The sequence below is a fragment of the Nocardia sp. NPDC047654 genome, from assembly GCF_043205035.1.
In the GTDB taxonomy this organism is placed as follows: domain Bacteria; phylum Actinomycetota; class Actinomycetes; order Mycobacteriales; family Mycobacteriaceae; genus Nocardia.
Map to the genome: position 1 here is coordinate 983,452 of NZ_JBIDDF010000001.1, position 26,219 is coordinate 1,009,670.

Genomic DNA, 26,219 nt, shown 5'->3' on the forward strand with positions numbered 1-26,219 from the left:
CGGGTCAAGCGACTTTCCTCGTTTCGAAGTCCGCGGCGTCGAGCTTGCGAGTGCGCCACCGGTAGCTGGTGACGGTGCCCGGCCAGTTGTTGGTGATCCGCCCGGCCGCGTTGCGGTACCAGCTCGAGCAGAAGTTCCACGGCGTGCGGTCGAGACGCTGCTGCAGCAGGCGATCGAAGCGGGCCTCGACTTCGGGACGAACCTCGAGCACGTGGCCGGGGCGTTCGGCGAGACGCTGGACGCCCTGGCGGATGTAGCGGGCCTGCGATTCGATCATGTAGACGATCGAGCCGACACCGAGGTTGGTGTTCGGGCCGTAGATCAGGAACAAGTTCGGATAGCCGGGCATCGTGATGCCCTGATACGCCCGAGCGCCCTGCGACCACTCGTCGGCCAGCTTGCGCCCGCCCCGGCCCGAGATCCGCATGGGCCAGAGGAATTCGGTGCCCTTGAACCCGGTGCCGTAGATGACGGCGTCCACCTCGTGCAGCGCACCGTCGGCGGTGCGAACGCCCTCCGGGGTGATCTCGGTGATCGCGGTGGTCTCCACCGTCACGTTGGGCCGGGTGAGCGCGGGTAGGTAGTCGTTGGAGAACAGCGCCCGCTTGCAGCCGGCCGGATAATCCGGGGTCAGCTGGGCCCGCAGACCCGGGTCCGCCACCTGACGCCGCAGATGCCGCAGGCCGATCCGCGTCACCAGCTTGCGGATGACCGGCACGTCGACGATGCCCAGGGAGAGGAACTCGCAGAACAGCCAGAACGCGAAGCGCTCGGTGAGGCGGGTGACCGGCAGCAGCCGGAAGGCGCGATGATGCCACCCTTTGTACTCGACGTCCGGCTTCGGCATGATCCACGCCGCCGAGCGCTGGAACAGCGTCAGATGCGCTACCGAGGGCGCGATCGCGGGTACGAACTGCACCGCGCTGGCGCCCGTGCCGATCACCGCCACCCGCTTGCCGGTCAAGTCGGCCTCGTGATCCCATTCGGCGGAATGGAAGGCCGTGCCGCGGAAGCTCTCCACACCGGGAATGTTCGGCAGCGCGGGCCGCGAGAGCTGCCCGACCGCGGAGATCAGCACATCGCAGGTCAGCTGGGCGCCGTCGGCGGTGCGCACGGTCCATCGGCCCGTGGCGTCGTCGAACTCGGCCTCGGTGACCTCGCTGTGGAAGCGGATCTTGGGCAGCAGGTCGTGATCGCGGGCGATGCCGCGCAGATAGGCGAGGATGTCGGGCTGCTGGGAGAACCGCTTCGGCCAGTCGGTGCGCGGCGCGTAGGAATAGGAATACAGCGGCGAGGGGATGTCGCAGCCCGCGCCCGGGTAGGTGTTCTCTCGCCAGACGCCGCCGACGTCCTCGGCCCGCTCCAGGATCGTGAAATCGTGCAGGCCAGCACGCTGCAGTTCCATCGCCATGCCGAGCCCGCCGAATCCGGTGCCGATGATGACGATCGAAGGTGTGCTCATGGCGACAACGCTATGACCTCGACAAAGACCTATGCCAAACACCTGAGGTCAGAAAATCCACACTTTCGGCCACGTCGTCGGCTGATCCCGCCCTTCGGCTCATCCGTTGGGCAGGATCACCGCGCACCCGGTGATCTTGCGGCCGTCACCTACAGGAAGGAACTCACGTTGTTCACCTGGTTCGATTGCGTGTAGCCGCTCTGCACGTACTCGCAGCTGAACCCGCCGGAACTGTCCCAGGTGATGGGCGTCGACTCGGTGCCGACGTTCGTTATCCAGAGGATGCAGATCTCGTGCCCGGCCTCGTATTCCGAGCTGGTCTGGCCGGGAGCGAGAATGAACAGCGATTTGGGCTTGTCCCATTCTTGCCGGTAGACCGAGACATACATATCCGTGTCGTTGTACAGCTTGTACCAGCCGGGCGAGCTTCGCTCGGCAGGCGTCCCCTCGGTCAGCGATGACAGAGGTACGGTCTTTCGCTTGGCGTCCATGCCGGTTCCGGTCATCGGTCGTCTCCCTTCGGATCGTGCACGCGGAGTCCGAGAATTCGGCGCGAACGTCGGTGGATGGCAGTGATTCTCGCGCCGCTTCGCAGCATATGAACGCGCAACGGGGCTTCCCTCACCTTTTTCGGATGAAATAGCGCGCGATTCCGGATCGAGTGGCGGGAGACGACGGCGATCAGGTCACGGCTGATGGAATTCGCTCCGGCGCGGCGCCGATTCTGCTGTACTTGCTCCCGGCGATTCGCCTCGGACGACGACTACGAGATCAGCGCAGCGTCACCGGCGGTGTCGAGCTCGGTAGCGGTGCGCTCACACAGTGAGGACGAGACCATGGCTGAGAAGACTGCCACCACATATCAAATCATCAACTATGAAACCGGCCAAGCACTCGCGGTCGACGGCGGCGCGGACAGTGTGACCATGCGACAGCGTGCCGCCGACGACGAGGCCCAACTGTGGACGTGCCCGGCCAATCCCGAAGAGGGCGACTTCGACATCGTCAACAAGAAAACCGGCGGGCATCTCGCGGCGAATCGTGTGAATGGGCGGTTGCTGTGCGCCGACGAGCATTGTGGCTGGGATATGCCCGAGTTCCCCGAGATATCCCCGATCGCCACCAGTGACGACGAATTCGTCATCGGCGTCATCCAGAACAATCAACCGCAGTTGCTGATCAATCGAGAAAGCGAACGGGAGAAGTGGATATTCAGAAAAGTATGATCGGCGCGGTTTCGCCGCGCCGATCGCGGCTATTCCGTCGAGTTCCGGTGGTCGCGAACCGGGCGTAGCCGGGGGCGTTTGGCGGTGCGGCCGTCACCGGAGGACCGTCCGGTGACCCGGCGTCGCAGCCATGGGCCGAGAAAGGTTGCCGCCCAGCGCAGTTCGTACGCGGCCGCGGAGACCGGGCCTCGTGCCACCAGTGGTGGCCGCACGGGGCTGGTCCAGCCGTCGTCGGCGCCGGGCAGCCGCAGCGCGTGCGCCAGAGCGTCGGCTATGCGCTGATGCCCGAGCGGACTGGCGTGCAGCCGATCGGGGCTCCAGAGACGGGGGTCGGTGACCACGGCGTGCCGTGCCGTTTCGGCGACGATGACGCCGTGGTTCGCGGCCGAGTCGCGGATGCGCAGGTTGAGCGCGGTGACGCGGGTGCTGATCGGCCGGGCGAGGGGGGTGATGCGCGCGATGTCGGGGAAGGTCACCGTGGCCACGACCGCGCCCTGCGCGGTGAGCGCGGCGAAGATGGTGTCCAGGTGGCCTGCGACCTCGTCGGCGTCGAATCCCGGTCGCAGGAGGTCGTTGACCCCGGCGATGACGGTGGCGATGTCCGGTCGCAGCGCGAGTGCGGCATCGAGTTGTTCGGCGTGGACCTGCCGGGCGAGTTTGCCGCGGACCGCGAGATTGGCGTAGTGCAGATCGGGATTGTCCTGGGCGAGCCGTTCGGCGAGGCGGTCGGCCAAGCCGCGCACTCCGATCCGGTCGTCGCCGTCGCCGACGCCTTCGGTCTGGCTGTCGCCGAGAGCGACATACCGCGAGTAACCGCCGCGGATCGCAGGTGTGCGAGCGCCGGCACGCTGTAACGCCGCGGCGGTCGGCTCGGCACTGCCCGCGCCGACCACCACGGCGTCGTAGTCGCTCATGCTCCGCTCGCCTCACCCTCGAGCTGCGCGGTGGCTTCGGCCTTGATGCGCTCGAACTGCTCGCCCATCCGCGCGGCCAGGGCCTGTGCGGCCGAAAGCGGGCGCACCATGACGGTGAAGTCGTCGATCTTGCCGTTATCGTCGAAATGCAGGAAGTCGCAGCCGGTCAGCTGCTTCCCGTCGACGGTGGCCTCGAAGACGAACGCGTGATCGCGGCCGTCGGCATCGGCGATCTCGCGCACGTAGCGGAAGTCTTCGAAGACCCGGATCACCGCGCGCAGGATCGCGGCGGTGACGGCCTTGCCCGGATAGGGCTTGAACGCCACCGGACTGGTGAACACGACGTCGTCGGCCAGTAGTGCCTCGATGGCGGCCTCGTCGCGGGCCTCCACGGCTGCCCGGAAGGGATGCATGTGCACCTCGCATACTCAATAAGTTGACTAGGTGAACTGAACAGTAGTGGCGGCTCACGCGGGATGTCTAGGGTTCGGGGGACAACTAATTGATTATTCTCATCCGGTGCTAGCCTGGGTAGATGGCGCTACGTAACGCGGTGTTGGCCGCCCTGTTGGAAGGCGAGGCGTCCGGCTACGACCTGGCCAAGGGGTTCGACGCTTCGGTGGCGAACTTCTGGATGGCCACGCCCCAACAGCTGTACAAGGAATTGGAACGCATGGCGGCCGACGGTCTCATCGAGACCCGGATCGTTCACCAGGAGCGCCGCCCCAACAAGCGCCTGCACTCCATCACCCCCGCCGGACGGGCGGCGCTGCACGAGTTCGTCGCCGAGCCCGCCAAACCCACCGCCATCCGCGACGAGATGATGGTGAAGGTCCAGGGCATGGACGTCCAGGACGCCGCGGCGGTGCGCGCCACGGTGGCCGAGCGCCTGGACTGGTCGAAGGCGAAGCTGGCGCGATACGAACGGCTGCGCACCCGGCTGCTGAACGGCCGCAGCGAACAGGCGTATCTCGCCGAGGCCGAACGAGTCGGCCCGTATCTCACCTTGCTGCGTGGCATCTCCTTCGAACAAGAGAACGTCCGCTGGGCGGAGTTCGCCCTGTTGGTGATCGACCGGCGGATGGCCGCGCACGCGTAGCGATCCGCGACGACGTCCGGACGCCGGACCGCGCGGCTCAGCGGGCGGCGGCGAGTGCCGCGAGGGTCTCCGCGGAGGTATGCGCGGGCGCCCAGCCGAGTTGCCGCTTCGCGCGGCTGGTGTCCATGACCACGGGAGTGCGGACGATGTGCAGCCATTCGAGCGTGGCGGGCATGAACGGGAGGCGGGCGAGGGCGGCGGACGCGGCGGTGGCGGCGACCGCGGGAACGCGCACCGGCCTGCCGCCGAGCGCGGCGACGACCTCGGACAGCGTGAGGGTGCCATCGCCCGCGATGTTGTAGGCGCCGGGCGGCGCCGGCGCGGTGGCGGCCAGCGCGATGGCGGCGGCCACGTCGTCGTGGTGGACGAGTTGCAGTGGGTGGCCCGGGTCGGGAATAACCGGTTTGAACAGCGGGTTCGAGCGGGCCAGAGTGCGCAGCGGGCCGGGAAGTTTCTCCCATGGCAGGTCGTGCAGAGCCGGCGCTTTCGGCCCGGCCACGATGCACGGCCGCAGCACGAACACCTCGAGACCGGAGCCGGCGGTGATCTCGGCGAGCGCCGCCTCGCACGCGGCCTTCTGCTCGGAGTAGTAGTGCTCGGGCGAGCCATCGGGCGGTACGTCTTCGGTGATGGGGGAGGGATTACGCGGGTGGTAGCCGTAGGCGGCGACCGAGGACGTGTAGACCAGGCGGCGGACCCGCTCGGCGGCCACCGTCGCCTCGAAGACATTGCGAGTGCCCGCGAGATTCACCCGCGCGCTCTCCTCCCGCGAGCCCATGATCACGAACGCCAGATGGATCACCACGTCGGCATCCGCGACCAAGGCATCCACGGCGGCTCGGTCGAGGATGTCGCCCCGCCGGTACTCGGTCTTGGTCCAGCCGTGTGCCGCGGGGTCGAACGGCCGGCGGGCCATTCCGACGATCCGGTCGACCGCCGGGTCGAGTTCGAGTGCGGAGACGGCGGAGATGCCGATCTCGCCGGTCGGCCCGGTGACGGCGACAGTGATACCCATGCGGTCGGAATTCCCCGGCCGCCGTGGGTGAAACCGTGCTCAGTCGGGTGGTTCGACGGTGCCCGCCTCTTCGTTCACGTCCTCGTTGTCGGGGGTTTCGCGGGTCTCGAGGTCCAGGTCGTCAGGGTGGGAAGTGTCGGTCTGGTCGCCCAGTTCGGGTGCGTTCCTGTTTCCGGGTTCGGTCACGCCCGTGGGCTACCCATCGGCGTGGACTTCACGCGGAGTGCGCGCGCATTCCGTTGGGTGCCGTACGAGGCGCGGGTCCGGTGACGTGGGGGTCACGCTCGGTGTTCCCGGTCGCGTTGCCACTGCTCGATCGCCTGGCCGATGTCGGTGGTGGCGGGCTCGTGGTAGAGCCACTCCCGTGCGAGGCGATGCCAATTGTTGGTGACGTGGAGTTGGCCGAGCGCGGCGAAGGTGAACAGGTCCGCGCGGCGGGAGAAGACGTGCTCGGCCGGGAGTAGTTGGTGGCGCATACCTTTGAACTCGGCGGCTCGCGGGTCGATGGCGAGGATGACCGCGCCGGTGGCGACCTCGGGTGTGATGGTGATCGGTTCGTCGAGCAGATGCCATCCCGCGGCGGCCCACACATAATCCAGGCATTCCTGTGTGGTGACTCCCGCGTCCGGGTCGATGATGCCGCGTCCGACCCAGGCGTCGTACAGGTCTCGTGCGCGGTGTTCACCGGCGGCCCGCAGACACGCGCGCTCGAAGTCCACGTGCACGGGGTCCATGTGGTCGTAGAGCCCGAAATCGACGAACGCCAGCCGGCCGTCGGCGGCGAGCAGGATGTTGCCCGGATGCGGGTCGCCGCAGAACTCGTTGTCGCGGAACAGCGCACTGATGTAGAAGCGGTAGATCAACTCGCCGATGCGATCGCGTTCGGCGGCGGGCAGTGATCGAATCTGCTGGAAGTCACCGCCTTCGACGTACTCGGAGACGAGAACGCTTCGCGTGCAGTGCTCTTCGATGCTGTCGGGCACGGTGATGAAGGGGTGGTCGCGGTAGCGCATCGCTACCCGGTGCTGGGTCCGGGCTTCGCGGGGGTAGTCGAGTTCGTTGCCGATGTTGCGGGCGATCTCGTCCAGCACGGCGGTGTCGGCCGCGCTCGGCAGGACGGTTTTCCACAGCTTGCCGAGCACTTCCAGATTGCGCATGTCCGCGTGGATCGCCGCGTCCACCCCCGGGTATTGCACCTTGACCGCCACGGTGCGTCCGTCGTGTAACCGGGCTCGATACACCTGCCCGATCGACGCCGCGGCGATCGGTGTCTCGTCGAAGTCGGCGAACACGCGCGCCAACGGCCCGAGGTCGTCCTCGATCACCTGCTTCATCGCGGCGAACGGCACGACCGGCGCGCGATCCCGCAGTTCGGCGAGCTTGGTGCGAAACAGTTCACGGTGCGATTCGGGCACGAGGTCGACCTCGAGAACCGACAGCATCTGCCCCAGCTTCATCGCCGCGCCCTTCATGGCGCCGAGCACCGTGACGAGTTGCTGCGCCGTCTGCAACGTCGAGCGCTCGGCGAGAACCCGCCGGGCTTCCTCGGTTCTGCCGATCATCGATAGCCGGGTCCCGACCCCGCGTACCGCCTGGCCGGCGGCCAGGCCGCCGAGGCGGCCACTTCTCGCCAGGCGACCTTTCGGTACCCGTCCGGCCACCGCACGCACCTCCATGAGCATTCGTGCCGCCGATGCCGCACGTCCGTATTCTTCGCAGCCCGACCGCCGCTTGTCGACCGGTGGCGGGTGCTTCTTCAGGCCGGGCGGCGGGTGCCGGCCGGTACCTCGCTCGGAAGGTCGCTGACGGCCGAGGCGATGAGCGCCGACCGCAGATACCACAGGCCTCTGCCGTCGGCGGGGTCGAAGCCGGTGAGCTGGGCGATGCGCCGCAGCCGGTAATCGACGGTGTTCGGATGAACATGCAGTCGCCGCGCGGTGCGCAAGCGGTGCATGCCCGTGTCGAGATGAGTCCGCAGGGTCTGCAACAGCTCCGGATGGTCCATCAGTGGGGCGAGGTGTGTGCGGAGCTGGTCTCGACCGACTCCGGGGCGGGTCAGTTGATAGTGCAGCGCCAGCTCGGGGAACCTGTACAGTCCTGGTGCACGTCCCAGTTGTTGCACCGTGTCCAGCAGTTCGTGCGCTTGGACAGCCGCGGCGGAGACCTCGTCGGGACCGGCGCACACGACGCCGGCGGTGACCGGCACCTGCGCGGCGCCGGAAAGTGTCGCGACGACCTTGTCGAGGTCTATGTCGCCGCCGGGATCGCCGGGCCGGGTACAAGGAATGAGGATGGTTCCCCCGTCGACCGACAACAGCGACAGTGCTCGGTCATCGAACAGGCCCGCGAGCGCGGCCTGGAGGCGGCGGAGTTTGCGCCGCGCGACGACCTGGCTGTCGAGCCGGGGGTGGGTTTCGTCGGGATGCGCGGGCACGGCGAGGGCGAGCACGAAATATCGGTCGGCGAGGGGTATTCCGCATTCACGGGCCATCGCGGATGTCGCGTGCCCGCCCAGCAGCGCCGAGGTCAGGGTGTGCACCGCGGTGTGGTGTTCGGCGGCGATGGCCTTGTATTCGCGGACGTAGGCTTTGCTGACCGTCGACGTCAGGAGATTCAACAGCTCCACTACGGTCGCGGTGCCGGTGGAGATGTCGATGCGATGCGTGGATCCACGGTCGCCCAACAGCAGGCCGAGCCCGAACTTGAACCCCACGTGAACCGCGTGCAGGACGGCGTCGACCGGAATCCCCTCGCGCGCCCATCCCGCTGCCGCGACCTGCAAACAGTCGATGCGGTCCTGCACCGCCTGCCCGTCCAATCGCTGGATGGCCCACTGTATGCACGCACGGACCACCTCGGCGACGTCGGCGCCGACCGCGCCCCCCGGCCGCGTGCGACAGGGCGCCGCCGTCTCGGCGACGTGTGCGACCACTTCGCGGGCGAGTCGGTGCACATCGCGCAGCGGCCGGATGACCGGCTGCCCTTCCGGATCCACCGCAGGGTGAGCGATGTCTTCGATCATCACGTGTGACCTCCTTGCCACCGCACATGCGCGGCCACGTCCAAGCTCGAACCGTCCCCGCAGGAGCAATCGTGCTGCGCCTCGGCGTTACCGGTTGTTCACCTCGTCATCAAACGGTAATCCGAGTCCTAGATCAGCTACTACTCCGCTTTCGGCCGGTCGGCCGACGACCGCAAAAACAGCTACTGACCAGGAGGAAGAGGGACCGCAGCCGTAGCCTGGGGGAGCGTTCCGGAGACAGAACCTGGTGACCCGCTCACTTTCCTCGCCCCGCACGTGGACAGTCGTCCGATCGGCGTGTGTGATGGGGGCCACGCGCTGCACAGACACGACGGCAGACGGAATCGTCACCGTGCCAAGGGATGCCGCATCGATCAGACGGCGGCGGCGGCCTCGGCCTCCATCCACGCGCCGATCATCCGCCCGGTCATATCGATCGCCTCCGCGCGAGCCCGGCTGTCCACATCCAGAGCCGACGCGCGCAGGACCGCCGCGAATCCGGTGTTGATCATGACGAAGGTCATCACGTCGTACTCGTGATCGTCTCCCGGGCCGAGGATCTGGATCAACATCACCTTGACCAGCAGACGCAGTCGTGGCTCGAATTCCGGGATGCCACTGCTGTAGAACTGCACTCCGCCGACCAGCGCGCGAACCAACTGCGCGTTCGCGACCAGTTCCGCGGTGATCACCTGCAGGACATCGCTGACGATCTGCGGGATCGATTTCTCCGACAGATTGAACACCTGCTGCGTGAAGCGCCGCTCGATGGTCTGGAGCAGCCGCTCGAGCAACTCCTCGACCAGGACGGCGCGATCGGCGAAGTAGCGGTAGACCGTCCCGATGCTGACACCGGCCTCCACCGCGATCCGGTTGGTCGAGGTGTTGGCGATACCGCGCTCACCGAACAACCGCGCGGCCGTATCGAGAATGTGCTCCCTGGTCGCCTTCGCACGCTCCTGCGTCGGACGACGGCGCTGCCCGACAGCCTTAGGCGGCATCACGCCCTCCTGCTGATCATGGAAAATGAGCAACGCTCATGTTACTGAGCGTCAGCGCCGCCGTCGGCGTAACGACGAGGTGGATTCCCGATCTCCGTGATGCCGCGCAGAATCCGATCGAGCCGCGTCGTGACCCCGGCCGGGTGAAACGCAAAGCGCGGGGTCGCAACGATATCGGCGGCAGGTCACAGATATGGCCGGGTGATCATCTCGATCCCGTGCCCGGCGGGGTCGCGGAAGTAGACCCCGCGTCCGCCGTGTTCGGTGTTGGTGGTACCCGGCCGCTGGAAGAACGGGTCGGCCGCGTGCTCGATACCCCGCTCACGCAGCTTGCCGTAGGCCCGTTCGAACAGCTCGTCGTCGACGAGGAAGGCGTAGTGCTGCATCTGGATGTCCTCGACCGGTGGTTCGGCGAACTGCAGCAGCACCCCGTCCTCGCAGAGCAGGTTGGTGAACACTCCCCACGAAGGGGCTTCGGCGAACTCGAAGAGGTCGCGGAAGAAGGCCGCGGACTCGTGGCGATCCTTCGCCGCGATGATGGTGTGGTTGAAGCGTGCGGGCATGATTCCTCCTGTCGTGAGCGATCTGTGCAGCGTGTGATCATCACGACGGAGGTGGGGCCCGCGCGCCGGCGCGAGGTCCTCGATCGAACAGCTGGTCGGGGCCGTGGACGGCCCGAACGGCGCTCAGAAGAGCGCCGGGTAACCAATCCGTGTGTGGCGCAGTGCCGTCCCGGTAGTCATCGCCGCACAGCGTAGCCCATCGGGCGAAGCCGGCCAAGCCTCCGGTTCCGCGGAAGGAGAGCGTGCGGGGTCACTCGCGCAGGAGGGCGGCGATGCCGTCGAGCAGCGCCGCTAGCCCGAATGTGAACACTGATCCGGTCCCGGCCTCCGCGACACGGTCGTCCGGCGAGCCCGCGGCGGCGACCGCCGCCAAGGCGGGAAACCGATCCGGCCCGCCGAATTCGATGAACACGGCCGGATCGAGCACCGGCCCGGTGTGGTCGGCCGTGTCGCGGCCGAGGCCGGGATCGATCTCGAGCCGGGTTGCCCCACTGGTAAACGCGCTGACCGATAACAGCGCCTCGGTGACGACCGCAAGGGGCAACCCGCCGTCCAGGAGGGCGCGCATGGCGGCCTCGCCCCAGGCGGCTTCATTCGGTCCCATGAACCGATTGCCGGTGCCGACCACCAGCACCCACGGATGGCGCAGGTACAGCTCCCTGGTCGCGCCTGCCCATTGTCGCAGCGCCGCTCGCCAGTCGTCGGCGGGTAACCGGGGCGGATCACCCATCACCGCGTCGAACATCAGCGAGACCAGGTCGTCCTTGCTGGGCACATGCCGGTACAGCGACATGGTCGCCGCGCCCAACTGCTTGGCGACGCGCTGCATCGACAGCGCCCCGATCCCATCCGCGTCCGCCACTTCCACGGCCGCGGCGACGATGCGTTCGAGGGTGAGAGCCGGTTTCGGCCCGCGGCCGGTCGGCCGGTGGCCCGACCACAGCAGCTGTGCCACGGGTGGCAGTTCATCGGTCACAGTCCCTCCTTATTGCGTATGTCATACGCTACGCGTAGCTTGTACGCAGTACTTGTCGTCTCGGCTTCCCGGATGGTCCACCATGAGTATTCCGACCCGCCAATCGCCTCCCCCCGTTCCCGCGCCGCGCCGCAGAACCTGGTGGCAACGACCGTGGACGGGACCGCTGCTGGTTCTGGTCTTCGCCTTCGTCGCGTTCTCCTTGCCGCCCTATCTCACCTTCGACCGGTCGCAGTCCCGAGTCCCCGATCCTGGCTTCGCGCTGCACTACCCCCTGCTGGTAGCTCATGTCGTCTGCGGTTCGGTGGCGATCCTGGTCTGTGGCTTCCAGGTGTGGCCGTGGTTTCGCCGGACGTATCCGGGGCTGCACCGCGGCCTGGGCCGCGTCTATGTCGTCGCCGGGGTACTGCCCGCCGGGCTTCTCGGTCTGGTGATCGGGGCGACGAGCCCGTTCGGACTCGTCGCCCGGGTCAGCAACGTGATGCTGTCGGTCCTGTGGCTGCTCACTACGATCGCGGGCTGGCGGATGGCCCGCCGCCGTCGATTCGGCGACCACCGCCGGTGGATGATCCGTAGCTTCGCGCTGACCCTGTCGATCGTGCTCAACCGCGTCCTGGGGGCGATTCTGTTCCTCGTGTTGGATCCCCGCCTCGACACGACCTTCCACGGTGACGAGACACTGCTCGTCCAGACCATCGCAGGCATCGGCACCTGGCTGGGATGGACGCTGTCGCTGCTGATCGCACAGTGGTGGCTGGAGCGGCGGCCCCGACCGGTGAGTCAGCCGCGATGACCCTGGACCGGTTGGGGCTGACCCCCGACCAGGAGCGGGTGTACCGGTGGCTGCTCCAAGAGCGTCACCGCACGGCGGCGCTCGCACCGGCCGATCGCCTCGTGCTCGGTGAACTGCGGCAGCTGGGCCTGTTGAACGACGACCTGTCCGCGGTGTCTCCCGTCACGGCGGTGGACGTACTGGTCCGCAGGCGGCTGAGCGAGGCGCAGCGACAATTCGCCGAGCTCGGCGCCGCCTGGGACGCCCTGCGGGAATGGGGCGAGGAACACCGCACCGGCAAGCCGGCGGGGACCGTCGAATTCCTGCCCGGCGGTGCGGAATCCGGGCGGCGCATCCAGCAACTGCTGGCCCGGCAACCGGATGAGTTGCTGTCGATCCAGGCCGATCCACGCCACAGCCCCTTCTGGCGTGTACGAGCTGGATACGAGCGTCAGCTCGCGGCCGGTCTGCGCAGCCGGGTGATCTTCCCGATCGATGCCATGGAAGATCCTGCCCAGGTGGCGCACGCCCGGCGCCGCCACTCCCTCGGCGATCTCCACCGGGTGACCACCCAGCAGATCGGTCCGCTCGCGATCGTCAATCGCTCGGTGGTCTTCGTCGCGGCCGGGCCGGGCGAGGACGTGATACAGATCCGCCATACCAGCTTGGCGCGGTTGCTCGTCGGCGTCTTCGACCGGATGTGGGCGCTCGCGCACGACGTCGCCGAACCACCTTTCTCACCGACGGAATTGCGTGTCCTGCACGCGCTGACCTGCCACGACACCGATGAATCGGCCGCGCGATCGATCAACATCTCGGTCCGCAAGTTCCGCGCGCATGTCGCGGCGGTGATGGACAGGCTCAGCGCCCGAACCCGGTTCCAGGCTGCCCTGCTCGTCAAGGAGAAAGGCTGGATCTGAGGCTGTGCAGCTTCCTGCACCCCGCGGTGCAGCGACTGCTCTTCAATTGCGACGGTGCGCCGGGTGAAGCTGGGTTCGCGGGGGCTGTCCCGTGGTGGGCCCGCGTGAGACGGGCTGTGGGTGGAATGAAGGAGGAGCAGTGATCCTGGTGACCGGTGCGACCGGAAATGTCGGCTCGGAAGTGGTGGCGGCGGTGCGCCGGGCCGGGCAGCCGGTGCGGGCGCTGGTGCGCGACATCGACGGCGTCGCGCTGCCGCCCGGAGTGACGGCGGTATCCGGCGACCTCGACGTGCCCGACACCATGTCCGAGGCCATCGACGGCGCGCGGGCGATGTTCCTGCTGCCCGGCCACGCGAACCTGCCGGCACTCCTGGAACGAGCGAAATCGGCCGGGCTGCACCACGTTGTGTTGCTGTCGAGCGGATCGGCCGAGCTGGTGGATTCGGCCAATGTGGTCGCGCGCTCCATGGCCCGGTCCGAGCAGGCGGTGCGGGAGTCGGGCCTGGCGTGGACGTTCCTGCGGCCGCGCTCGTTCATGTCGAACGCGTTCCGCTGGCTGCCCCAGCTCGCCGCCGGTGACGTCGTCCGCGTGCGGTTCCCCCGGGTGCCGGTCGCGGCGATCGACCCGGCCGACATCGCCGCCGTCGCCGCGCGGGCGCTCACCGATGATGCGTTCACCGGCCGGATCCTGGATCTGACCGGCCCAGCGGCCCTGCGCCCCGCCGACCAGATCGCCATCCTCGCCGAAGTACTCGACCGTCCCCTGGTCTGCCGCGAACTGACCGACGACGAGACCCGCGCCGAACTCGCGGCCACCCTGCCCCCGGCGTACGCCGCGGCCTTCGCCGACTTCTATCTCGACGGCTCGCTCGACGAGTCACAGGTCTACCCGACCGTCCGGGAGGTAACCGGACACGAACCGCGCACATTCGCCGACTGGGCTGTCGCGCACACCGCCGCGTTCGCTACTGACTGAGGGAAGGGTGTCGGACGGGGCCATCCAAACAATTCGCCGGTAGCGGCACCGCGGCCCTCCGCGTCAGGCCGGCGAAGGTGGTCGAGCAGCGCCGCCCCGCCTGCAGCTTCCTGCAGCACTCTGTGCAGCCGGTGCTCTACCAGCCGGGCCGGCCGGACGGAGAAGCTGAGCGCATGGATCGTCTCGATGTCATCGACACCTGCACCCGCATGGCCTGGTACACCGACCACCGCGAATGGGACGCCCTCGCAGGCGTATTCGCCGACGAGGTGACGCTCGACTACACCAGCCTCAACGGCGGAGAAGCGGTCACCCTGACACCCGACCGGATCGTCGCCGCTTGGCGCGACACCCTGGGCGGTTTCGCTTCGACCCAGCACCTGCTGGCCAACCATCTGGTCGACATCGACGCAGACAGTGCGATCTGCACCGCGTCGTTCCAGGCGACCCACCGCAAGGCCGAGGCGTTCGGTGCGTCGCTGTGGACCCTGGGTGGCAGTTACCGGTTCGACCTCGTCCGGGTGGAGGGCGCATGGCGCATCCGCGGGGTGGCGATGACCGCCGTGTGGGGCGACGGCAACCGCGGACTCCTGCCCTGACCGCCTGATCTCGTCGTACGGAAAGGAAGACGAACTGATGAAGGTCGAATTCGACAGCGCCGGTGTGAAACTCGTCGGCAACCTCTTTCTGCCGGACACACCGGGGCCGGTGCCCGGCGTGGTGGTCGCCGGAACGTGGACCAGCGTGAAGGAGATGATGGCCGACCGCTACGCCCGGAGGCTGGCCGAACGCGGCTATGCCGCACTGTCTTTCGATTTCACCGGGTTCGGTGAATCCGGCGGGAACCCGCGCGACGTCGAATCGCCGGACCGCAAGATCGCCGATATCGGTCACGCGGTGGACTTCCTGGCCGAGCACCCCGCGGTCGACGCGGACCGGATCGGCGCACTCGGGATCTGCGCGGCGGCGATGTATATGTCCGGCACCGCCGCCCACGACCCCCGCGTACGATCGCTGGCGCTGGTCGCGCCGTGGCTGCACGACGCCGCCGTCTGTGAGCAGGCCTACGGTGGCGCGGACGAGGTCGCGGCCAAGATCGCGGCGGGCCGCGCGGCACGGACGCGGTTCGAGGCCTCCGGTGCTATCGAGTACGTGCCGGTGGTCGGCAGCGCCGAGGACGGCGCCGCCATGCCCTACCGGATCGACTTCTATCTCGACCCGGCTCGCGGTGGGATTCCGGCCTGGCCCAATCGGTTCGCCGTCATGTCGTGGATCGACTGGCTCACCTACGACTCGATCGCCACCGCCTCGAAGATCACCCAGCCCACCGTCCTCGTGCACAGTGAGGACGCCGCGATACCCGAGGGCGCTCGCCGGTTCCACGCCGGGCTGGCCGGTCCGAAGGACTTCTTCTGGACGCAGGGCACCCAGTTCGACTTCTACGATCAGGAACCCCAGGTGACGGTCGCCGTCGACACGGTGGCGGCGCACTTCGGCCGGACGCTGTGACCCCCCCGGGGCGGCGCCGCCCGACCGCCCGGTTTCGACCCGGCCGGGCGGCGTGGCCCTACTGCTCGTCGAGTACGACTCGGATCCCACCGCATCGCGTCAGGCCCGAGTGGTCGAGTGTCTCGCAGTTGCCGGGCGCACGGGCGCACGGGCGCCGGTCGGATGTGGTCCGAGCCAAGTGTGGGCGGGGACAGTGGTTCACCTGACGTAGCCGAGGAAGGTTCGGGCGGCAGCGGTGGAGGCCGGGTCGTCGGTCGCGGTGCATTCTCACGCGCCGTCGTGGAACCAGTCGACGGCGGGCCTGCGCCAGGCCGCTGACCAGCGTGTTTCCGGGCGGCCGGGCGGAGGGATCGACACCCCGCCCGGACCGCATAGGAGTTCTACCAGCTTCCGGCCGGCGAATCGGGGATTTCCGGGTGTCTCACTAGAATGGGGCGACCGTATTCGTCCGCTTCCGGGAGCCAGCCGTGACCATCCAGCCCGTTCGCCTGTTCGGCGATCCCATTCTGCGTGCCCGCGCCGCGGAGGTCACCGCGTTCGACCGCGATCTGCGGCAGCTGGTGGCCGACCTGACCGAGACCATGCACGACGACGGCGGGGTCGGGATGGCCGCGCCGCAGATCGGGGTCGGGTTGCGCGTGTTCGTCTACGACACCGGCGACGCTTCGGGGCATCTGGTGAACCCGCAGTGGGAGGTCGTCGGCGACGAAGAGCAGGTCGGGCCGGAAGGCTGCCTGTCGATCCCCGGCGTGCGCTACGACACGCGCCGGGCCTCGCGTGTGCGAGCGTCCGGTGTGGACGTCGACGGCGCGCCCGTCGCTTTCGAGGCGGAAGGCCTGCTCGCGCGGTGCGTGCAGCACGAGACCGATCATCTCGACGGGGTGCTGTTCATCGACCGTCTCGACCCGGCCCAGCGCAAGGAGGCGATGCGGGTGATCCGCGAATCCGATTGGTTCACAGCGGGATTGACGGTGCGCCCCGCGCGCTCGATGAGCGGCTCGGGCCGGCCCAACCCGTTCGGGGCCGGCCGCTGATGCGCGTCGTCTTCGCGGGCACCCCGGAACCGGCGGTTCCGTCGCTGCGGCGTTTGCTGGAATCGGCGCGTCACGAGGTGATCGCCGTGCTGACGCGGCCGGACGCGGTCGCAGGGCGCGGCCGGAAAGTGACCAGGTCGCCGGTCGGTCAGCTGGCCGACGAACACGGCATCCCGGTGCTCACTCCGCGGCGTCCGTCGGAGCCGGAATTCCTGGCGCAGCTCACCGACTTGGCGCCGGACTGCTGTCCCGTCGTCGCCTATGGCGCTCTACTGCCCGAGCCGGTGCTCGAGATCCCGCGCTTCGGTTGGATCAACCTGCATTTCTCGCTGCTGCCCGCCTGGCGGGGCGCGGCGCCGGTGCAGGCGGCGATCGACGCGGGCGACGAGATCACCGGCGCCTCCACCTTCCAGATCGAGGCCGGGTTGGACACCGGTCCGGTCTTCGGCATGGTGACCGAGAAGATCGCCGTCACCGATACCGCGGGCGCCCTGCTGCAGCGATTGGCCGACAGCGGCTCCCGCCTGCTGGAAGCGACGCTCGACGGAGTGGAGGACGGGACCTTGCAGCCCGTCCCGCAGTCCACCGACGGCGTCTCGTACGCGCCCAAGGTCGGTGTCGAAGCCGGGCATGTGCGCTGGGACCAACCCGCCCTGGCCATCAGCAGGCGGATTCGCGCGGTCACCCCGGCTCCCGGCGCCTGGACCGAGGTGGGCGGCACGCGGCTGAAGCTGGGACCGGTCGAGCTGGTCGAGGAGGAGTTGCCGGAACGCGTCATCGAGGTGCGCAAGTCCGGCGTGTTCGTCGGCACCGCCACCACCGCGGTGCGGCTGGATCAGGTGCAGCCGCAGGGCAAGCGCATGATGGCCGCGCTCGACTGGGCGCGCGGCGCCCGCCTGCAGCCCGGCGCGGTGGTCGAATGACGCCGCGCGGCAATCGGCCCGGTGACGACAACGCCCGCGACCGGCGGCGCGAGGACCGTGAGTCCGCGCCGAACCGTTCCGGCGAGGCCGGGCGACCTCGTGCGCAGGGTGGCCCGCGACAGGACCGCACCGGCGCGGGACGGTCACGAGCGGCCGATCCGCGGGCAGGCGGCGGGCGAGCCGAGGCGCGCGGTCGCGACGAACGGCGGGGCGCCGCGGGACAACGCGCGGCGACGGGCCGGTCGGATCGTTCCACCGCCGGGCGTCCGTCCTCGGGGGCCAAAGCCGCCGCAGGCAGGCGACCGCAGCGTAAAGAGCCCACCGATCTGCCGCGGGCGGCCGCGAGGGATGTGCTGCGAGCGGTCCGGGAGCGCGACGCCTACGCCAACCTCGTTCTGCCCGCGCTGCTGCGGGACCTGGGGTTGTCGGGCCGGGACGCGGCGTTGGCGACCGAACTCGCCTACGGCGCGTGCCGGTCGCTGGGTCTGCTCGACGCGGTGATCGCCGAGGGGGCGGGCCGGCCGATCGAGGAGATCGACGGACCGCTGCTGGACGTGCTCCGGCTCGGCGTCTACCAGCTGCTGCGCACCAGGATCGGTGCGCACGCCGCGGTGGACACCTCGGTGGCATTGGCGCGCTCCGAATTCGGCGCGGGCAAGGCGGGATTCGTCAACGCCGTGCTCCGGCGGGCAGGGGAGAAGACCCCTGAACAGTGGGTGGAGGCGCTCGCGCCCGCCGATCCGGTCGGCCGGCTGGCGTTCGAGTACGCGCACCCGGCCTGGATCGCGCAGGCGTTCGCCGACGCGCTGGGCGCGCGAGCGGGGGAGTTGCGCGAGGTGCTCGCCGCCGACGACGCTCGGCCACTGGTGCATCTCGTGGCCCGCCCGGGCGACATCACCGCGGAGGAACTCGCGCTGGTGACCGGCGGCGAGGAGGGCCGCTGGTCGCCGTACGCGGTCTACCTGGACGGCGGTGACCCGGGCAAGCTCGAGCCGGTGCGCGAGGGCATGGCGGCCGTACAGGACGAAGGCAGCCAGCTGGTGGCGCTGGCGCTGACCAGGGCCGAACTCCACGGTCCGGACACCGGTCGCTGGCTGGACCTGTGTGCCGGACCGGGCGGCAAGGCCGCGCTGCTGGGGGCGATCGCCGCGATCGACGGGTTCAGGGTGGACGCGGTCGAGCCCGCCGCGCACCGTGCCGAACTGGTGCGCAAGGCCGTGCGCGACCTGCCGGTGGACATCCACGTCGCCGACGGCCGCGCCAGCGGACTGACCCCGGGCTATGACCGCATCCTGGTGGATGCCCCGTGCACCGGGCTCGGCGCGCTGCGCCGCAGGCCGGAGGCGCGCTGGCGGCGCACCCCCGCGGACGTCCGCGAACTGGTCGTCTTGCAGCGCGAATTACTCTCCACCGCATGGGATTTGCTGCGCCCGGGCGGTGTCGTGGTGTACTCGACGTGCTCGCCGCATCTGCCGGAGACGGTGTCGATCGTCGCCGACGCGGTGCGCCGTCTCGGCGCCGAGCAACTCGACACCCGCGAGCTGCTGCCCGGCGTCACCGATGTCGGGGACGGACCGGGGGCGCAGCTGTGGCCACACCGGCACGGCACCGACGCCATGTTCCTGGCCGCGCTGCGCAAGCCGCGCTGAGCGGCATGCCATTCGTTCGCACCGGACGCGCGGAACCTGGCCGCGCATTCGGACCATGACGATGATCGGGCGGCACGTGGGGGCCATGGCTGCCTAACTCCCGGAGGTGGCTACCTGGTCGTGATCGACTTCGCCCGCGTCGCGCCCGGCCGATTGCGGGAACCGCTCGACGACGCGTGGCTCCTCACCGCTCCGGCGAAGGTGCGCGAACCCGAGAGCCGCTGAACGCGCTCATTCCCGGCTGGACTGTTCCCGTAGACGGGCAAGGGTTTTCGCCAGGATGCGCGACACGTGCATCTGGGAGATGCCCATCTGCTGCGCGATCTGGGTCTGGGTCATCGATTCGAAGAACCGCATCGTCAGGATGCGCCGTTCCCGCTCGGGCAGCCCGGCCAGCAGCGGCCGGATCGCGACGTACTCCTCGACCCGGTCGAACTGGGACTCCTCCTCGCCGAGGGTGTCCAGCAGCGAGGCGTCGGTGTCACGGCCGAGGGTGGCCGCGTCGATCGAGCTCGGCTGGTAGGCGTTGCCCGCGATGACCGCCTGGGTCACTTCGTCCGGATCGACGTCCAGCTCCGCGGCGATCTCCTTCGCCGTCGGGGAGCGGCCGAGGGTCTGGGAGAGACTGTCGATCGCCGCGCCGATGCGTAGGTGAGTCTCCTTGACCCGTCTCGGCACTCGCATCGCCCAGGTGTTGTCGCGGAAATACCGGCGGACCTCGCCCATGATGGTCGGCACCGCGAAAGACAGGAAATTCGAGCCGCGCTCCACGTCGAAACGATCCACCGCGTGCACCAAGCCGACCCGCGCCACCTGGGTCAGATCATCGAACGGCTCACCGCGCCCGCTGAACTTGCGGGCGATGTGGTCGGCGAGCGGAATGCAGCGGCTGATCAGCTCCGCGCGGAGCGCGGCGTGCCGCGCCGTCCCCTTCTCGCTGGCCGCGAGCTGCTCGAAGAGCAATCCGACGTCGTCATAGCCGGGGACCGTTCCCGCCGCTTCCAGGGTTTCTTCGGCGTCGACGGCGTCCTCGGTGGTCAGCGTGTCTGCGTCCTCGTCGCGCTGTGCATCGAACACGGTTTCTTCGTCCGCCACTACGCCTTCCCCCGGACCCGACGGAACTCGACCGTTGTCGGATATCCGGAGATCGCCGCGTCGTACGAATCCTGGGTCGCGTCCACCGCGTCGGTGAGGGTGCGTAGCACATGCCAGCCGAAGCTGCGCTGGTCGGGCAGTCCCGGCTTCTCCGCGATGCCCTCGACCCGGACGAGCAACTCGGTGTCACCGACGGTGAACCGGCAGTTCAGGCTCGTTTCCGGGGCGGCGACCGCGATCAGCGTCGAGCAGACCTCGTCGACGGCCAGCCGGATGTCGGCCACCTCGTCCAGCGTGAATTCGCTGAGTAGGACGAGGGTTTCGGCGAGCCCACGCACGATGGGCAGTTGTGTCACCGACGCCGCCACCCGAATCTCCACCGGGGTGCTGTAGAGCCCCTGTTCCGCCGAAATATTGATCACCCTATGGAGGCTACCCACTCCCGCCCTGGGCAACCCCGGCGACCGTTAGACTCCGGCGTTGTGTCCAACCCGACTTACCCGCGTCCGGCCGTTCCGATGATCGCCCCGTCCATTCTGTCCGCCGACTTCGCGCATCTCGCGGACGAAGCGAAGGCCGTCACAGGCGCCGACTGGCTGCACGTGGATGTGATGGACGCGCACTTCGTGCCGAACCTCACCCTCGGCCTTCCGGTGGTCGAGAGCCTGCTGAAGGCGACCGAGATCCCGCTGGACTGCCATCTGATGATCGAGGATCCGGGCCGCTGGGCGCCGCCGTACGCCGAGGCGGGCGCGCACAACGTGACCTTCCACGCCGAGGCGACCGACGATCCGATCGCGGTGGCGCGCGACATCCGCGCCGCGGGCGCCAAGGCGGGGCTCTCGGTGAAGCCCGGCACGCCGATCGAGCCGTACCTGGAGATCCTGCGCGAATTCGACACCCTGCTGGTGATGAGCGTGGAACCGGGCTTCGGCGGGCAGTCGTTCATCCCGGAGGTGTTGCAGAAGGCGCGCATCGTGCGGAACCTGGTCGACTCCGGTGAGCTGCGGCTGCTGGTCGAGATCGATGGCGGCATCAACGCCGACACCATCGAGGCGGCCGCGGAGGCGGGAGTGGACTGCTTCGTCGCCGGTTCCGCGGTCTACAGCACCGCCGACCCCGGGGCCACCGTGCAGAAGTTGCGCGATCAGGCGGCCTCGGCGTGGGCGCGCTGATCGGGTCTATCCGGCCCGGGTCCGCCGTGCGGCGACCGCGCGGATCGTCTCGATCATCGCGCTGATCGACGGGCGGCGCGGCCCGGCCTCGGGCGACCGGATCCACACGCGGTAGCCGGTGCGCTCGTCCTCCGGTGAGGGCAGCACAACCTGGCTGCCCGCGCAGGCCACCGCCGCGTACAGGCGGAACAGTTCGGCCGAGACCGCCGGGCTGATCGCGTCGGGCCCGGCGGGTCCGGTGAGGAAGGTCCAGTGCCTGGCCCGCGGATGGTCGACGACCGGGCCCGCGATTCCGTCCTGGACGAGTTGTCGCAGTACCTGCTCGCCGAGTTCGGCGGGCATGGTGACGGCGCCGTAGTCGACGCCGATGTGCAGGAGAATGCGATGCGAACCGGGATCCATCGATGCGGGCAACTGGAATTCGCGCCGATACCGTGAGCAGCGAACTTCCGGCGTCGAATCGAGAAATGTGGTCACACCGCGCCCCCGGCTGTGTCCGACCCAATTTGTTCCACTGTGTTCTCCGGCTTTCTCGAGGAGTGGACATCGTGCGACAGGCTTCCCGGTCGTCCGCCGTATGACCTGGTAGAGCACCCCATCGAACTGCTGGGCGGAATAGTTGAACGCGAGAAGTCGGCCGCGTAACGATATCGCTTCCCGTCTCCTCGGAGCGCGAAATCTGGGTTATAACCGTGTTTCTTTCGGGTATCGAGCATGAATCGGCAACCCCGTGGGAAAAATAGATTCGCGCGGTATGCCCAGTGACTTCGAATAGTTATCGGATCCTGTGCTGTGCGGTGTTCGCGGCGTGCGCAGGCATATTTCTTTCCCTTTTCGATGGGACCGGCCGGTTCCGGGGCGCCTCGGGCCGCCCGTCGGTCTGCTTACGATGCGGTCGGCGGTACGCCGTTCCGCTCCGGAGCGCCGCTGTCTCCGCCTGCCCCGCGTCATTAGGCTGAGTGGGCGCGGGAATATCGGCCGGGCCCCGCGCTGTTCCGCAACCGGACGACAACGACGCGACAGGGAGTCAGGGCACATGTTCACAGGCATCGTCGAGGAACTCGGCGAGATCGTCGCCAGCGAGCAGCTGACCGACGCCGCGCGGCTGACGATCAAGGGCAAGCTGGTGACCTCCGATGCCGGGCACGGTGATTCGATCGCCGTGAACGGGGTGTGCCTGACCGTCGTGGAGGTGGTCGGCGGCGACTCGTTCACCGTCGACGTCATGGCCGAGACGCTCAACCGCTCGAGCATCGGCAAACTGGACGTCGGTGCCAAGGTGAATCTCGAGCGCGCCGCGGCGTTGAACAGCAGGCTCGGTGGTCATCTGGTCCAAGGCCATGTCGACGGCACCGGCACCGTGCTCTCGCGCACTCCCTCGGAGAACTGGGACGTGGTGCGGATCTCGCTGCCCGAGAACATCGCCCGCTACGTCGTGCAGAAGGGTTCGATCACCGTCGACGGCATCTCGCTCACCGTCTCCGGACTCGGCGTCTCCGACGACCCCGCCGAAACCGGCAGCCGGGACTGGTTCGAGGTCTCTCTCATCCCCACCACCCTCTCGCTGACCAACCTGGGCTTCGCCACCGTCGGCACCACCGTGAACTTGGAGGTCGACGTGATCGCCAAGTACGTCGAACGCCTCCAGCAGCGCGGCTGACCGTGACCGCCCCGCTCGTCCCCGCCCACGCCGGACGAGGGCGCGCGGCGACGAGGACGCTCCCACCGCGCGACGTGCCGGGAAACGCTGTGCGTGCGGGATCGGTGATCACCGTCCGGTGCCGTCGGGGCGGCTTCGCTCCGGTCCCCGAGCGCACCGAAACCGATCGGGCATGGTTCGCATCGCGAAGCGAGAACGAGCATGTTCCGTTCGCGGCCCGGCTCGCGTCCGAGTGGCCGCCGCGTCCGCGACGCAGTCGCCAGCGGCGGCCACTCGGACGCGAGCCACACAGGGGCCGCGAACACGCCGCGACGCAGTCGCGGCAAATCAAGCACAGTACTGTGGTGAGGCACCTATTTCGAGATGGAGCACAACAGACGTGACCAGGTTCGACAGCATCGAGCGCGCAGTCGCCGATATCGCCGCCGGTAAGGCGGTCGTCGTCGTCGACGACGAGGACCGCGAGAACGAGGGCGACCTCATCTTCGCGGCGGAGAAGGCCACCCCGGAGCTGGTCGCCTTCATGATCCGCTACACCTCCGGTTACATCTGTGTGCCGCTCACGGGTGACGATTGCGATCGGCTGGGCCTGCCGCCGATGTACGCGATGAACCAGGACAAGCACGGCACCGCCTACACCGTCTCGGTGGACGCGCGCGAGGGCGTCACGACCGGTATCTCCGGCGCCGACCGCGCCACCACCATGCGGCTGCTGGCCGACGCGGACGCCAAGGCCGACGATTTCACCCGCCCCGGCCACGTGGTGCCGTTGCGCGCCAAGGACGGTGGCGTGCTGCGCAGGCCCGGCCACACCGAGGCGGCGGTGGATCTGGCGCGCATGGCCGGTTTGCGTCCGGCGGGTGTGATCTGCGAGATCGTCAGTCAGAAGGACGAGGGCCACATGGCCCGCACCGAGGAGTTGCGCGTCTTCGCCGACGAGCACGAGCTGGCGCTGATCTCGATCGCCGACATGATCGCGTGGCGGCGCAGGCACGAGAAGCACGTGGTGCGCGTCGCCGAGGCGCGCATCCCCACCGCGCACGGCGAGTTCATGGCCGTCGGCTATCAGAGCATCTACGACGAGGTCGAGCACGTCGCGCTGGTGCGCGGCGATATCAGCGACGGTGAGGACGTCCTGGTGCGGGTGCACTCGGAGTGCCTGACCGGCGACGTGTTCGGGTCGTTGCGCTGCGACTGCGGTCCGCAACTGGATGCCGCGTTGGAGATGGTCGCGGCCGAGGGGCGCGGCGTGGTGCTGTACATGCGCGGTCACGAAGGCCGCGGCATCGGCCTGATGCACAAGTTGCAGGCCTACCAGTTGCAGGATTCCGGCCACGATACGGTCGACGCGAATCTGGAGCTGGGGCTGCCCGCGGATGCGCGCGATTACGGCACCGGCGCGCAGATCCTGGTGGATCTGGGTCTTCGCTCGATGCGATTGCTCACCAACAACCCGGCCAAGCGGGTCGGCTTGGACGGCTACGGCCTGCGGATCACCGATCGGGTGCCGATGCCGTTGCGCGCGAACGCGGAAAACCTGCGCTACCTGCGCACCAAGCGGGACCGGATGGGGCATGACCTGATCGGCCTCGACGAACTCGATCTCGGCGAGACGGCGCACTGAACTGCGAGCAGACCGGAAAGGCGGACATCGATGAGCGGTACCGGGGTACCGACCTTCGCGCTGGCGGACGCCAAGGACCTCTCCTTGGGTATCGTCGCCTCGCGCTGGCACACCCAGATCTGCGACACCCTGGTGGCGAACGCCGAGCGGGTGGCCAAAGAGGCGGGTGTCCAGCAAGTCACGGTGGTGCGCTGCGCCGGCGCGATGGAGCTGCCGGTGGTGGCTCAGGAGCTGGCCAGGTCGCACGACGCGGTGGTGGCGCTCGGGGTGGTGATCCGCGGTGACACACCGCATTTCGAGTACGTCTGCGACGCGGTGACCGCGGGGCTCACCCGGGTTTCGCTGGACGAGGGAACGCCGGTCGCGAACGGGGTCCTCACCACCAACAACGAGCGGCAGGCCCTGGACCGGGCCGGGCTGCCGGAATCCCAAGAGAACAAGGGCGAGCAGGCGGCTGCCGCGGCGCTGGACGCCGCGCTGACCCTGCGCGCCCTGCGACAGTCCGCCTGACGATGCCGGTCGTCCGTATCTTCCGCAGGAACGCGGGCTCGGCGGCCGGCGACGGGGCCGAGTGGGAGTTCGAGGTGCGTCCCCGCCGTGCGGTGCGGACGGCCTGGATCGCGGCGGTGCTGATCGCGGCCACTTTCACCGTGGGTGGCGTCTGGCTGCGCAGCGGGTCGACCGGCGTCAACTTCCGGGTGGCCGATCAGATCGCGATGATCGGGATCGGCGTACTCGGCGCCGCCGCGGTACTGCTGTTGACAAGGCCGCGGGTTCGCGTCGGCGCTCGCGGCGTATCGGTACGAAACATCTTGGGCGACAACGATTTCCCCTGGGACTACATCCGCGGCGTGTCGTTCCCGGACCGGAAGGCCTGGGCGCGCCTGGAATTGGTCGATGACGACTACGTCCCGATGCTGGCGATCCGCTCGAACGACAAGGAGCACGCGGCCCGAGCCATGGCTCGGCTGCGTGAACTCGGCGCGAAGTATTCCGGGAGCAAGTGAGCTGGTGCGGCATTCAGCGCTCGCACGGGTTCGGAAGCTGGTCTAGCCTCGCCGGTATGGAGCCGGGTGCGTTCGTCCTCGCGGCGGCTTTCGCCGACGACCCGCTGATGACCTATTTCTGGCCGGGGTCGCCGCGGCGGCGCAAAGCCCTGCCGCTGTTCTGGGATTCGCGCATCGCTTCGCGCCGGAAGAACGGCCTGGTCGATCTCGCGCACGACGCGGAAGGCAATCTCGCCTGTGTGGCGCTGTGGGAACCGGCGGACATGGTGGCGCCGACGGCGAAGCCGGTGACCTTGCTGCGGGCCTTGGGGACGAGCGCGGCACGGGCGCTGGCCGCCGGGCGGCGGATGGAGCGCGCACGCCCGGCCACGCCGCATCTGTACCTGGCCGCCATCGGGACGCTGCCCGGCGCGCAGGGCAGGGGATTGGCGAGCGCGTTGCTCGAGCGACGGCTGTCGGCGGCCGGGCAGGACGGCTTCCTCATCTCGAATACCCGCGGCACGGTGCCCTTCTACGAGCGATTCGGTTTCGAGCCGCAGGGTGAGCTGCCGATCGGTCGGGGTCCGGTGGTGTATCCGATGATCCGGAGGAAGTAAC

30 protein-coding genes are annotated in these 26,219 nt (G+C 68.7%); 16 read left to right on the top strand and 14 right to left on the bottom strand.

Annotated features, from left to right (window positions below; translation table 11 throughout):
- Positions 1-4: 4 nt before the first annotated feature.
- Positions 5-1,462, bottom strand: a complete 1,458-nt coding sequence (locus ACGF7Y_RS04705; protein WP_393229167.1) for a flavin-containing monooxygenase — start codon at positions 1,460-1,462, stop codon at positions 5-7.
- A gap of 149 nt (positions 1,463-1,611) precedes the next feature.
- On the bottom strand, positions 1,612-1,968 hold the full coding sequence (locus tag ACGF7Y_RS04710; RefSeq protein ID WP_393229169.1) for a hypothetical protein: 357 nt from the start codon (positions 1,966-1,968) through the stop codon (positions 1,612-1,614).
- Positions 1,969-2,298: 330 nt separating this feature from the next.
- Between ACGF7Y_RS04710 and ACGF7Y_RS04715 the strand changes: the two genes are divergently transcribed.
- The gene (locus ACGF7Y_RS04715) at positions 2,299-2,688 is read left to right on the top strand and encodes an RICIN domain-containing protein (RefSeq protein ID WP_393229171.1); all 390 of its coding nucleotides are present in this window, start codon (positions 2,299-2,301) and stop codon (positions 2,686-2,688) included.
- A gap of 29 nt (positions 2,689-2,717) precedes the next feature.
- On the opposite strand, the gene ACGF7Y_RS04720 is transcribed toward ACGF7Y_RS04715, so the two are convergent.
- A complete protein-coding gene (locus ACGF7Y_RS04720; RefSeq protein WP_393229174.1) occupies positions 2,718-3,602 on the bottom strand; it encodes an SGNH/GDSL hydrolase family protein in 885 nt (294 codons plus the stop codon).
- Positions 3,599-4,015, bottom strand: a complete 417-nt coding sequence (locus ACGF7Y_RS04725; protein WP_393230948.1) for a nuclear transport factor 2 family protein — start codon at positions 4,013-4,015, stop codon at positions 3,599-3,601. The genes ACGF7Y_RS04720 and ACGF7Y_RS04725 overlap by 4 nt, the downstream gene beginning before the upstream one ends.
- 122 nt (positions 4,016-4,137) lie before the next feature.
- Between ACGF7Y_RS04725 and ACGF7Y_RS04730 the strand changes: the two genes are divergently transcribed.
- The gene (locus ACGF7Y_RS04730; protein ID WP_393229177.1) at positions 4,138-4,701 is read left to right on the top strand and encodes a PadR family transcriptional regulator; all 564 of its coding nucleotides are present in this window, start codon (positions 4,138-4,140) and stop codon (positions 4,699-4,701) included.
- A 37-nt stretch (positions 4,702-4,738) separates the two neighbouring features.
- Here ACGF7Y_RS04730 and ACGF7Y_RS04735 read toward each other — a convergent pair whose 3' ends face one another.
- The 7 genes from ACGF7Y_RS04735 to ACGF7Y_RS04765 all read right to left on the bottom strand — a co-directional run bounded on the left by ACGF7Y_RS04735 (position 4,739) and on the right by ACGF7Y_RS04765 (position 11,278).
- Entirely contained in the window at positions 4,739-5,716 is a 978-nt protein-coding gene (locus ACGF7Y_RS04735) for an NAD-dependent epimerase/dehydratase family protein (RefSeq protein WP_393229180.1), read from the bottom strand.
- A 39-nt stretch (positions 5,717-5,755) separates the two neighbouring features.
- Positions 5,756-5,902, bottom strand: coding sequence for a hypothetical protein (locus tag ACGF7Y_RS04740; RefSeq protein ID WP_393229183.1), 147 nt, complete (start codon positions 5,900-5,902; stop codon positions 5,756-5,758).
- A gap of 92 nt (positions 5,903-5,994) precedes the next feature.
- On the bottom strand, positions 5,995-7,377 hold the full coding sequence (locus ACGF7Y_RS04745) for an ABC1 kinase family protein (protein WP_393229186.1): 1,383 nt from the start codon (positions 7,375-7,377) through the stop codon (positions 5,995-5,997).
- 95 nt (positions 7,378-7,472) lie between these two features.
- Entirely contained in the window at positions 7,473-8,738 is a 1,266-nt protein-coding gene (locus tag ACGF7Y_RS04750; protein WP_393230950.1) for a PucR family transcriptional regulator, read from the bottom strand.
- A 374-nt stretch (positions 8,739-9,112) separates the two neighbouring features.
- Positions 9,113-9,739 (bottom strand): TetR/AcrR family transcriptional regulator, encoded by a 627-nt coding sequence (locus ACGF7Y_RS04755; RefSeq protein ID WP_393229189.1) that lies wholly within the window; start codon positions 9,737-9,739, stop codon positions 9,113-9,115.
- Between the two features lie 185 nt (positions 9,740-9,924).
- Entirely contained in the window at positions 9,925-10,302 is a 378-nt protein-coding gene (locus tag ACGF7Y_RS04760) for a VOC family protein (RefSeq protein WP_063052280.1), read from the bottom strand.
- 250 nt (positions 10,303-10,552) lie between these two features.
- Positions 10,553-11,278: a TetR/AcrR family transcriptional regulator gene (locus ACGF7Y_RS04765; RefSeq protein WP_393229191.1), complete on the bottom strand. Its 726-nt coding sequence runs from the start codon at positions 11,276-11,278 to the stop codon at positions 10,553-10,555.
- A gap of 82 nt (positions 11,279-11,360) precedes the next feature.
- On the opposite strand from ACGF7Y_RS04765, the gene ACGF7Y_RS04770 reads away from it, so the two are divergent.
- The 8 genes from ACGF7Y_RS04770 (at position 11,361) to ACGF7Y_RS04805 (ending at position 19,061) form a co-directional block, all read left to right on the top strand.
- Positions 11,361-12,071 (top strand): DUF2306 domain-containing protein, encoded by a 711-nt coding sequence (locus ACGF7Y_RS04770; protein ID WP_393229194.1) that lies wholly within the window; start codon positions 11,361-11,363, stop codon positions 12,069-12,071.
- The gene (locus ACGF7Y_RS04775) at positions 12,068-12,970 is read left to right on the top strand and encodes a hypothetical protein (RefSeq protein WP_393229197.1); all 903 of its coding nucleotides are present in this window, start codon (positions 12,068-12,070) and stop codon (positions 12,968-12,970) included. The genes ACGF7Y_RS04770 and ACGF7Y_RS04775 overlap by 4 nt, the downstream gene beginning before the upstream one ends.
- Positions 12,971-13,109: 139 nt before the next feature.
- Entirely contained in the window at positions 13,110-13,946 is an 837-nt protein-coding gene (locus ACGF7Y_RS04780) for an SDR family oxidoreductase (RefSeq protein ID WP_393229200.1), read from the top strand.
- 173 nt (positions 13,947-14,119) lie between these two features.
- The gene (locus ACGF7Y_RS04785) at positions 14,120-14,545 is read left to right on the top strand and encodes a nuclear transport factor 2 family protein (RefSeq protein WP_393229202.1); all 426 of its coding nucleotides are present in this window, start codon (positions 14,120-14,122) and stop codon (positions 14,543-14,545) included.
- Between the two features lie 37 nt (positions 14,546-14,582).
- Complete coding sequence (locus tag ACGF7Y_RS04790) at positions 14,583-15,455, top strand: alpha/beta hydrolase (RefSeq protein ID WP_393229205.1); 873 nt, start codon at positions 14,583-14,585, stop codon at positions 15,453-15,455.
- 467 nt (positions 15,456-15,922) lie between these two features.
- Complete coding sequence (gene def / locus ACGF7Y_RS04795; RefSeq protein ID WP_393229208.1) at positions 15,923-16,489, top strand: peptide deformylase; 567 nt, start codon at positions 15,923-15,925, stop codon at positions 16,487-16,489.
- A complete protein-coding gene (gene fmt / locus ACGF7Y_RS04800; protein ID WP_393229211.1) occupies positions 16,489-17,412 on the top strand; it encodes a methionyl-tRNA formyltransferase in 924 nt (307 codons plus the stop codon). The genes def and fmt overlap by 1 nt, the downstream gene beginning before the upstream one ends.
- A gap of 326 nt (positions 17,413-17,738) precedes the next feature.
- The gene (locus ACGF7Y_RS04805; protein WP_393230953.1) at positions 17,739-19,061 is read left to right on the top strand and encodes an RsmB/NOP family class I SAM-dependent RNA methyltransferase; all 1,323 of its coding nucleotides are present in this window, start codon (positions 17,739-17,741) and stop codon (positions 19,059-19,061) included.
- Positions 19,062-19,292: 231 nt separating this feature from the next.
- Here ACGF7Y_RS04805 and ACGF7Y_RS04810 read toward each other — a convergent pair whose 3' ends face one another.
- Positions 19,293-20,156, bottom strand: coding sequence for an RNA polymerase sigma factor SigF (locus ACGF7Y_RS04810; protein WP_393229214.1), 864 nt, complete (start codon positions 20,154-20,156; stop codon positions 19,293-19,295).
- The gene (locus ACGF7Y_RS04815; protein ID WP_040867498.1) at positions 20,156-20,578 is read right to left on the bottom strand and encodes an anti-sigma factor; all 423 of its coding nucleotides are present in this window, start codon (positions 20,576-20,578) and stop codon (positions 20,156-20,158) included. The genes ACGF7Y_RS04810 and ACGF7Y_RS04815 overlap by 1 nt, the downstream gene beginning before the upstream one ends.
- Positions 20,579-20,674: 96 nt before the next feature.
- Between ACGF7Y_RS04815 and rpe the strand changes: the two genes are divergently transcribed.
- Entirely contained in the window at positions 20,675-21,331 is a 657-nt protein-coding gene (gene rpe / locus ACGF7Y_RS04820) for a ribulose-phosphate 3-epimerase (RefSeq protein ID WP_393230956.1), read from the top strand.
- A gap of 6 nt (positions 21,332-21,337) precedes the next feature.
- On the opposite strand, the gene ACGF7Y_RS04825 is transcribed toward rpe, so the two are convergent.
- A complete protein-coding gene (locus ACGF7Y_RS04825) occupies positions 21,338-21,808 on the bottom strand; it encodes a hypothetical protein (RefSeq protein ID WP_393229216.1) in 471 nt (156 codons plus the stop codon).
- A 559-nt stretch (positions 21,809-22,367) separates the two neighbouring features.
- Between ACGF7Y_RS04825 and ACGF7Y_RS04830 the strand changes: the two genes are divergently transcribed.
- The 5 genes from ACGF7Y_RS04830 to ACGF7Y_RS04850 all read left to right on the top strand — a co-directional run bounded on the left by ACGF7Y_RS04830 (position 22,368) and on the right by ACGF7Y_RS04850 (position 26,218).
- Entirely contained in the window at positions 22,368-22,991 is a 624-nt protein-coding gene (locus ACGF7Y_RS04830; protein ID WP_393229218.1) for a riboflavin synthase, read from the top strand.
- A gap of 379 nt (positions 22,992-23,370) precedes the next feature.
- Complete coding sequence (locus tag ACGF7Y_RS04835) at positions 23,371-24,615, top strand: bifunctional 3,4-dihydroxy-2-butanone-4-phosphate synthase/GTP cyclohydrolase II (protein ID WP_062973658.1); 1,245 nt, start codon at positions 23,371-23,373, stop codon at positions 24,613-24,615.
- Positions 24,616-24,645: 30 nt separating this feature from the next.
- On the top strand, positions 24,646-25,125 hold the full coding sequence (gene ribH, locus ACGF7Y_RS04840; protein ID WP_357129235.1) for a 6,7-dimethyl-8-ribityllumazine synthase: 480 nt from the start codon (positions 24,646-24,648) through the stop codon (positions 25,123-25,125).
- 2 nt (positions 25,126-25,127) lie between these two features.
- Positions 25,128-25,622, top strand: a complete 495-nt coding sequence (locus tag ACGF7Y_RS04845; protein WP_393229221.1) for a PH domain-containing protein — start codon at positions 25,128-25,130, stop codon at positions 25,620-25,622.
- Between the two features lie 56 nt (positions 25,623-25,678).
- The gene (locus ACGF7Y_RS04850; RefSeq protein WP_393229222.1) at positions 25,679-26,218 is read left to right on the top strand and encodes a GNAT family N-acetyltransferase; all 540 of its coding nucleotides are present in this window, start codon (positions 25,679-25,681) and stop codon (positions 26,216-26,218) included.
- Position 26,219 lies beyond the last annotated feature (1 nt).

What these genes read in the sequence shown, in the direction of transcription:
- ACGF7Y_RS04705 (WP_393229167.1), bottom strand. Translation starts at nt 1,462, where the DNA reads ATGAGCACACCTTCGATCGTCATCATCGGCACCGGATTCGGCGGGCTC.
- ACGF7Y_RS04710 (WP_393229169.1), bottom strand. Translation starts at nt 1,968, where the DNA reads ATGACCGGAACCGGCATGGACGCCAAGCGAAAGACCGTACCTCTGTCA.
- ACGF7Y_RS04715 (WP_393229171.1), top strand. Translation starts at nt 2,299, where the DNA reads ATGGCTGAGAAGACTGCCACCACATATCAAATCATCAACTATGAAACC.
- ACGF7Y_RS04720 (WP_393229174.1), bottom strand. Translation starts at nt 3,602, where the DNA reads ATGAGCGACTACGACGCCGTGGTGGTCGGCGCGGGCAGTGCCGAGCCG.
- ACGF7Y_RS04725 (WP_393230948.1), bottom strand. Translation starts at nt 4,015, where the DNA reads ATGCATCCCTTCCGGGCAGCCGTGGAGGCCCGCGACGAGGCCGCCATC.
- ACGF7Y_RS04730 (WP_393229177.1), top strand. Translation starts at nt 4,138, where the DNA reads ATGGCGCTACGTAACGCGGTGTTGGCCGCCCTGTTGGAAGGCGAGGCG.
- ACGF7Y_RS04735 (WP_393229180.1), bottom strand. Translation starts at nt 5,716, where the DNA reads ATGGGTATCACTGTCGCCGTCACCGGGCCGACCGGCGAGATCGGCATC.
- ACGF7Y_RS04750 (WP_393230950.1), bottom strand. Translation starts at nt 8,738, where the DNA reads ATGATCGAAGACATCGCTCACCCTGCGGTGGATCCGGAAGGGCAGCCG.
- ACGF7Y_RS04755 (WP_393229189.1), bottom strand. Translation starts at nt 9,739, where the DNA reads ATGCCGCCTAAGGCTGTCGGGCAGCGCCGTCGTCCGACGCAGGAGCGT.
- ACGF7Y_RS04760 (WP_063052280.1), bottom strand. Translation starts at nt 10,302, where the DNA reads ATGCCCGCACGCTTCAACCACACCATCATCGCGGCGAAGGATCGCCAC.
- ACGF7Y_RS04770 (WP_393229194.1), top strand. Translation starts at nt 11,361, where the DNA reads ATGAGTATTCCGACCCGCCAATCGCCTCCCCCCGTTCCCGCGCCGCGC.
- ACGF7Y_RS04775 (WP_393229197.1), top strand. Translation starts at nt 12,068, where the DNA reads ATGACCCTGGACCGGTTGGGGCTGACCCCCGACCAGGAGCGGGTGTAC.
- ACGF7Y_RS04785 (WP_393229202.1), top strand. Translation starts at nt 14,120, where the DNA reads ATGGATCGTCTCGATGTCATCGACACCTGCACCCGCATGGCCTGGTAC.
- ACGF7Y_RS04790 (WP_393229205.1), top strand. Translation starts at nt 14,583, where the DNA reads ATGAAGGTCGAATTCGACAGCGCCGGTGTGAAACTCGTCGGCAACCTC.
- fmt (WP_393229211.1), top strand. Translation starts at nt 16,489, where the DNA reads ATGCGCGTCGTCTTCGCGGGCACCCCGGAACCGGCGGTTCCGTCGCTG.
- rpe (WP_393230956.1), top strand. Translation starts at nt 20,675, where the DNA reads ATGATCGCCCCGTCCATTCTGTCCGCCGACTTCGCGCATCTCGCGGAC.
- ACGF7Y_RS04830 (WP_393229218.1), top strand. Translation starts at nt 22,368, where the DNA reads ATGTTCACAGGCATCGTCGAGGAACTCGGCGAGATCGTCGCCAGCGAG.
- ribH (WP_357129235.1), top strand. Translation starts at nt 24,646, where the DNA reads ATGAGCGGTACCGGGGTACCGACCTTCGCGCTGGCGGACGCCAAGGAC.
- ACGF7Y_RS04845 (WP_393229221.1), top strand. Translation starts at nt 25,128, where the DNA reads ATGCCGGTCGTCCGTATCTTCCGCAGGAACGCGGGCTCGGCGGCCGGC.
- ACGF7Y_RS04850 (WP_393229222.1), top strand. Translation starts at nt 25,679, where the DNA reads ATGGAGCCGGGTGCGTTCGTCCTCGCGGCGGCTTTCGCCGACGACCCG.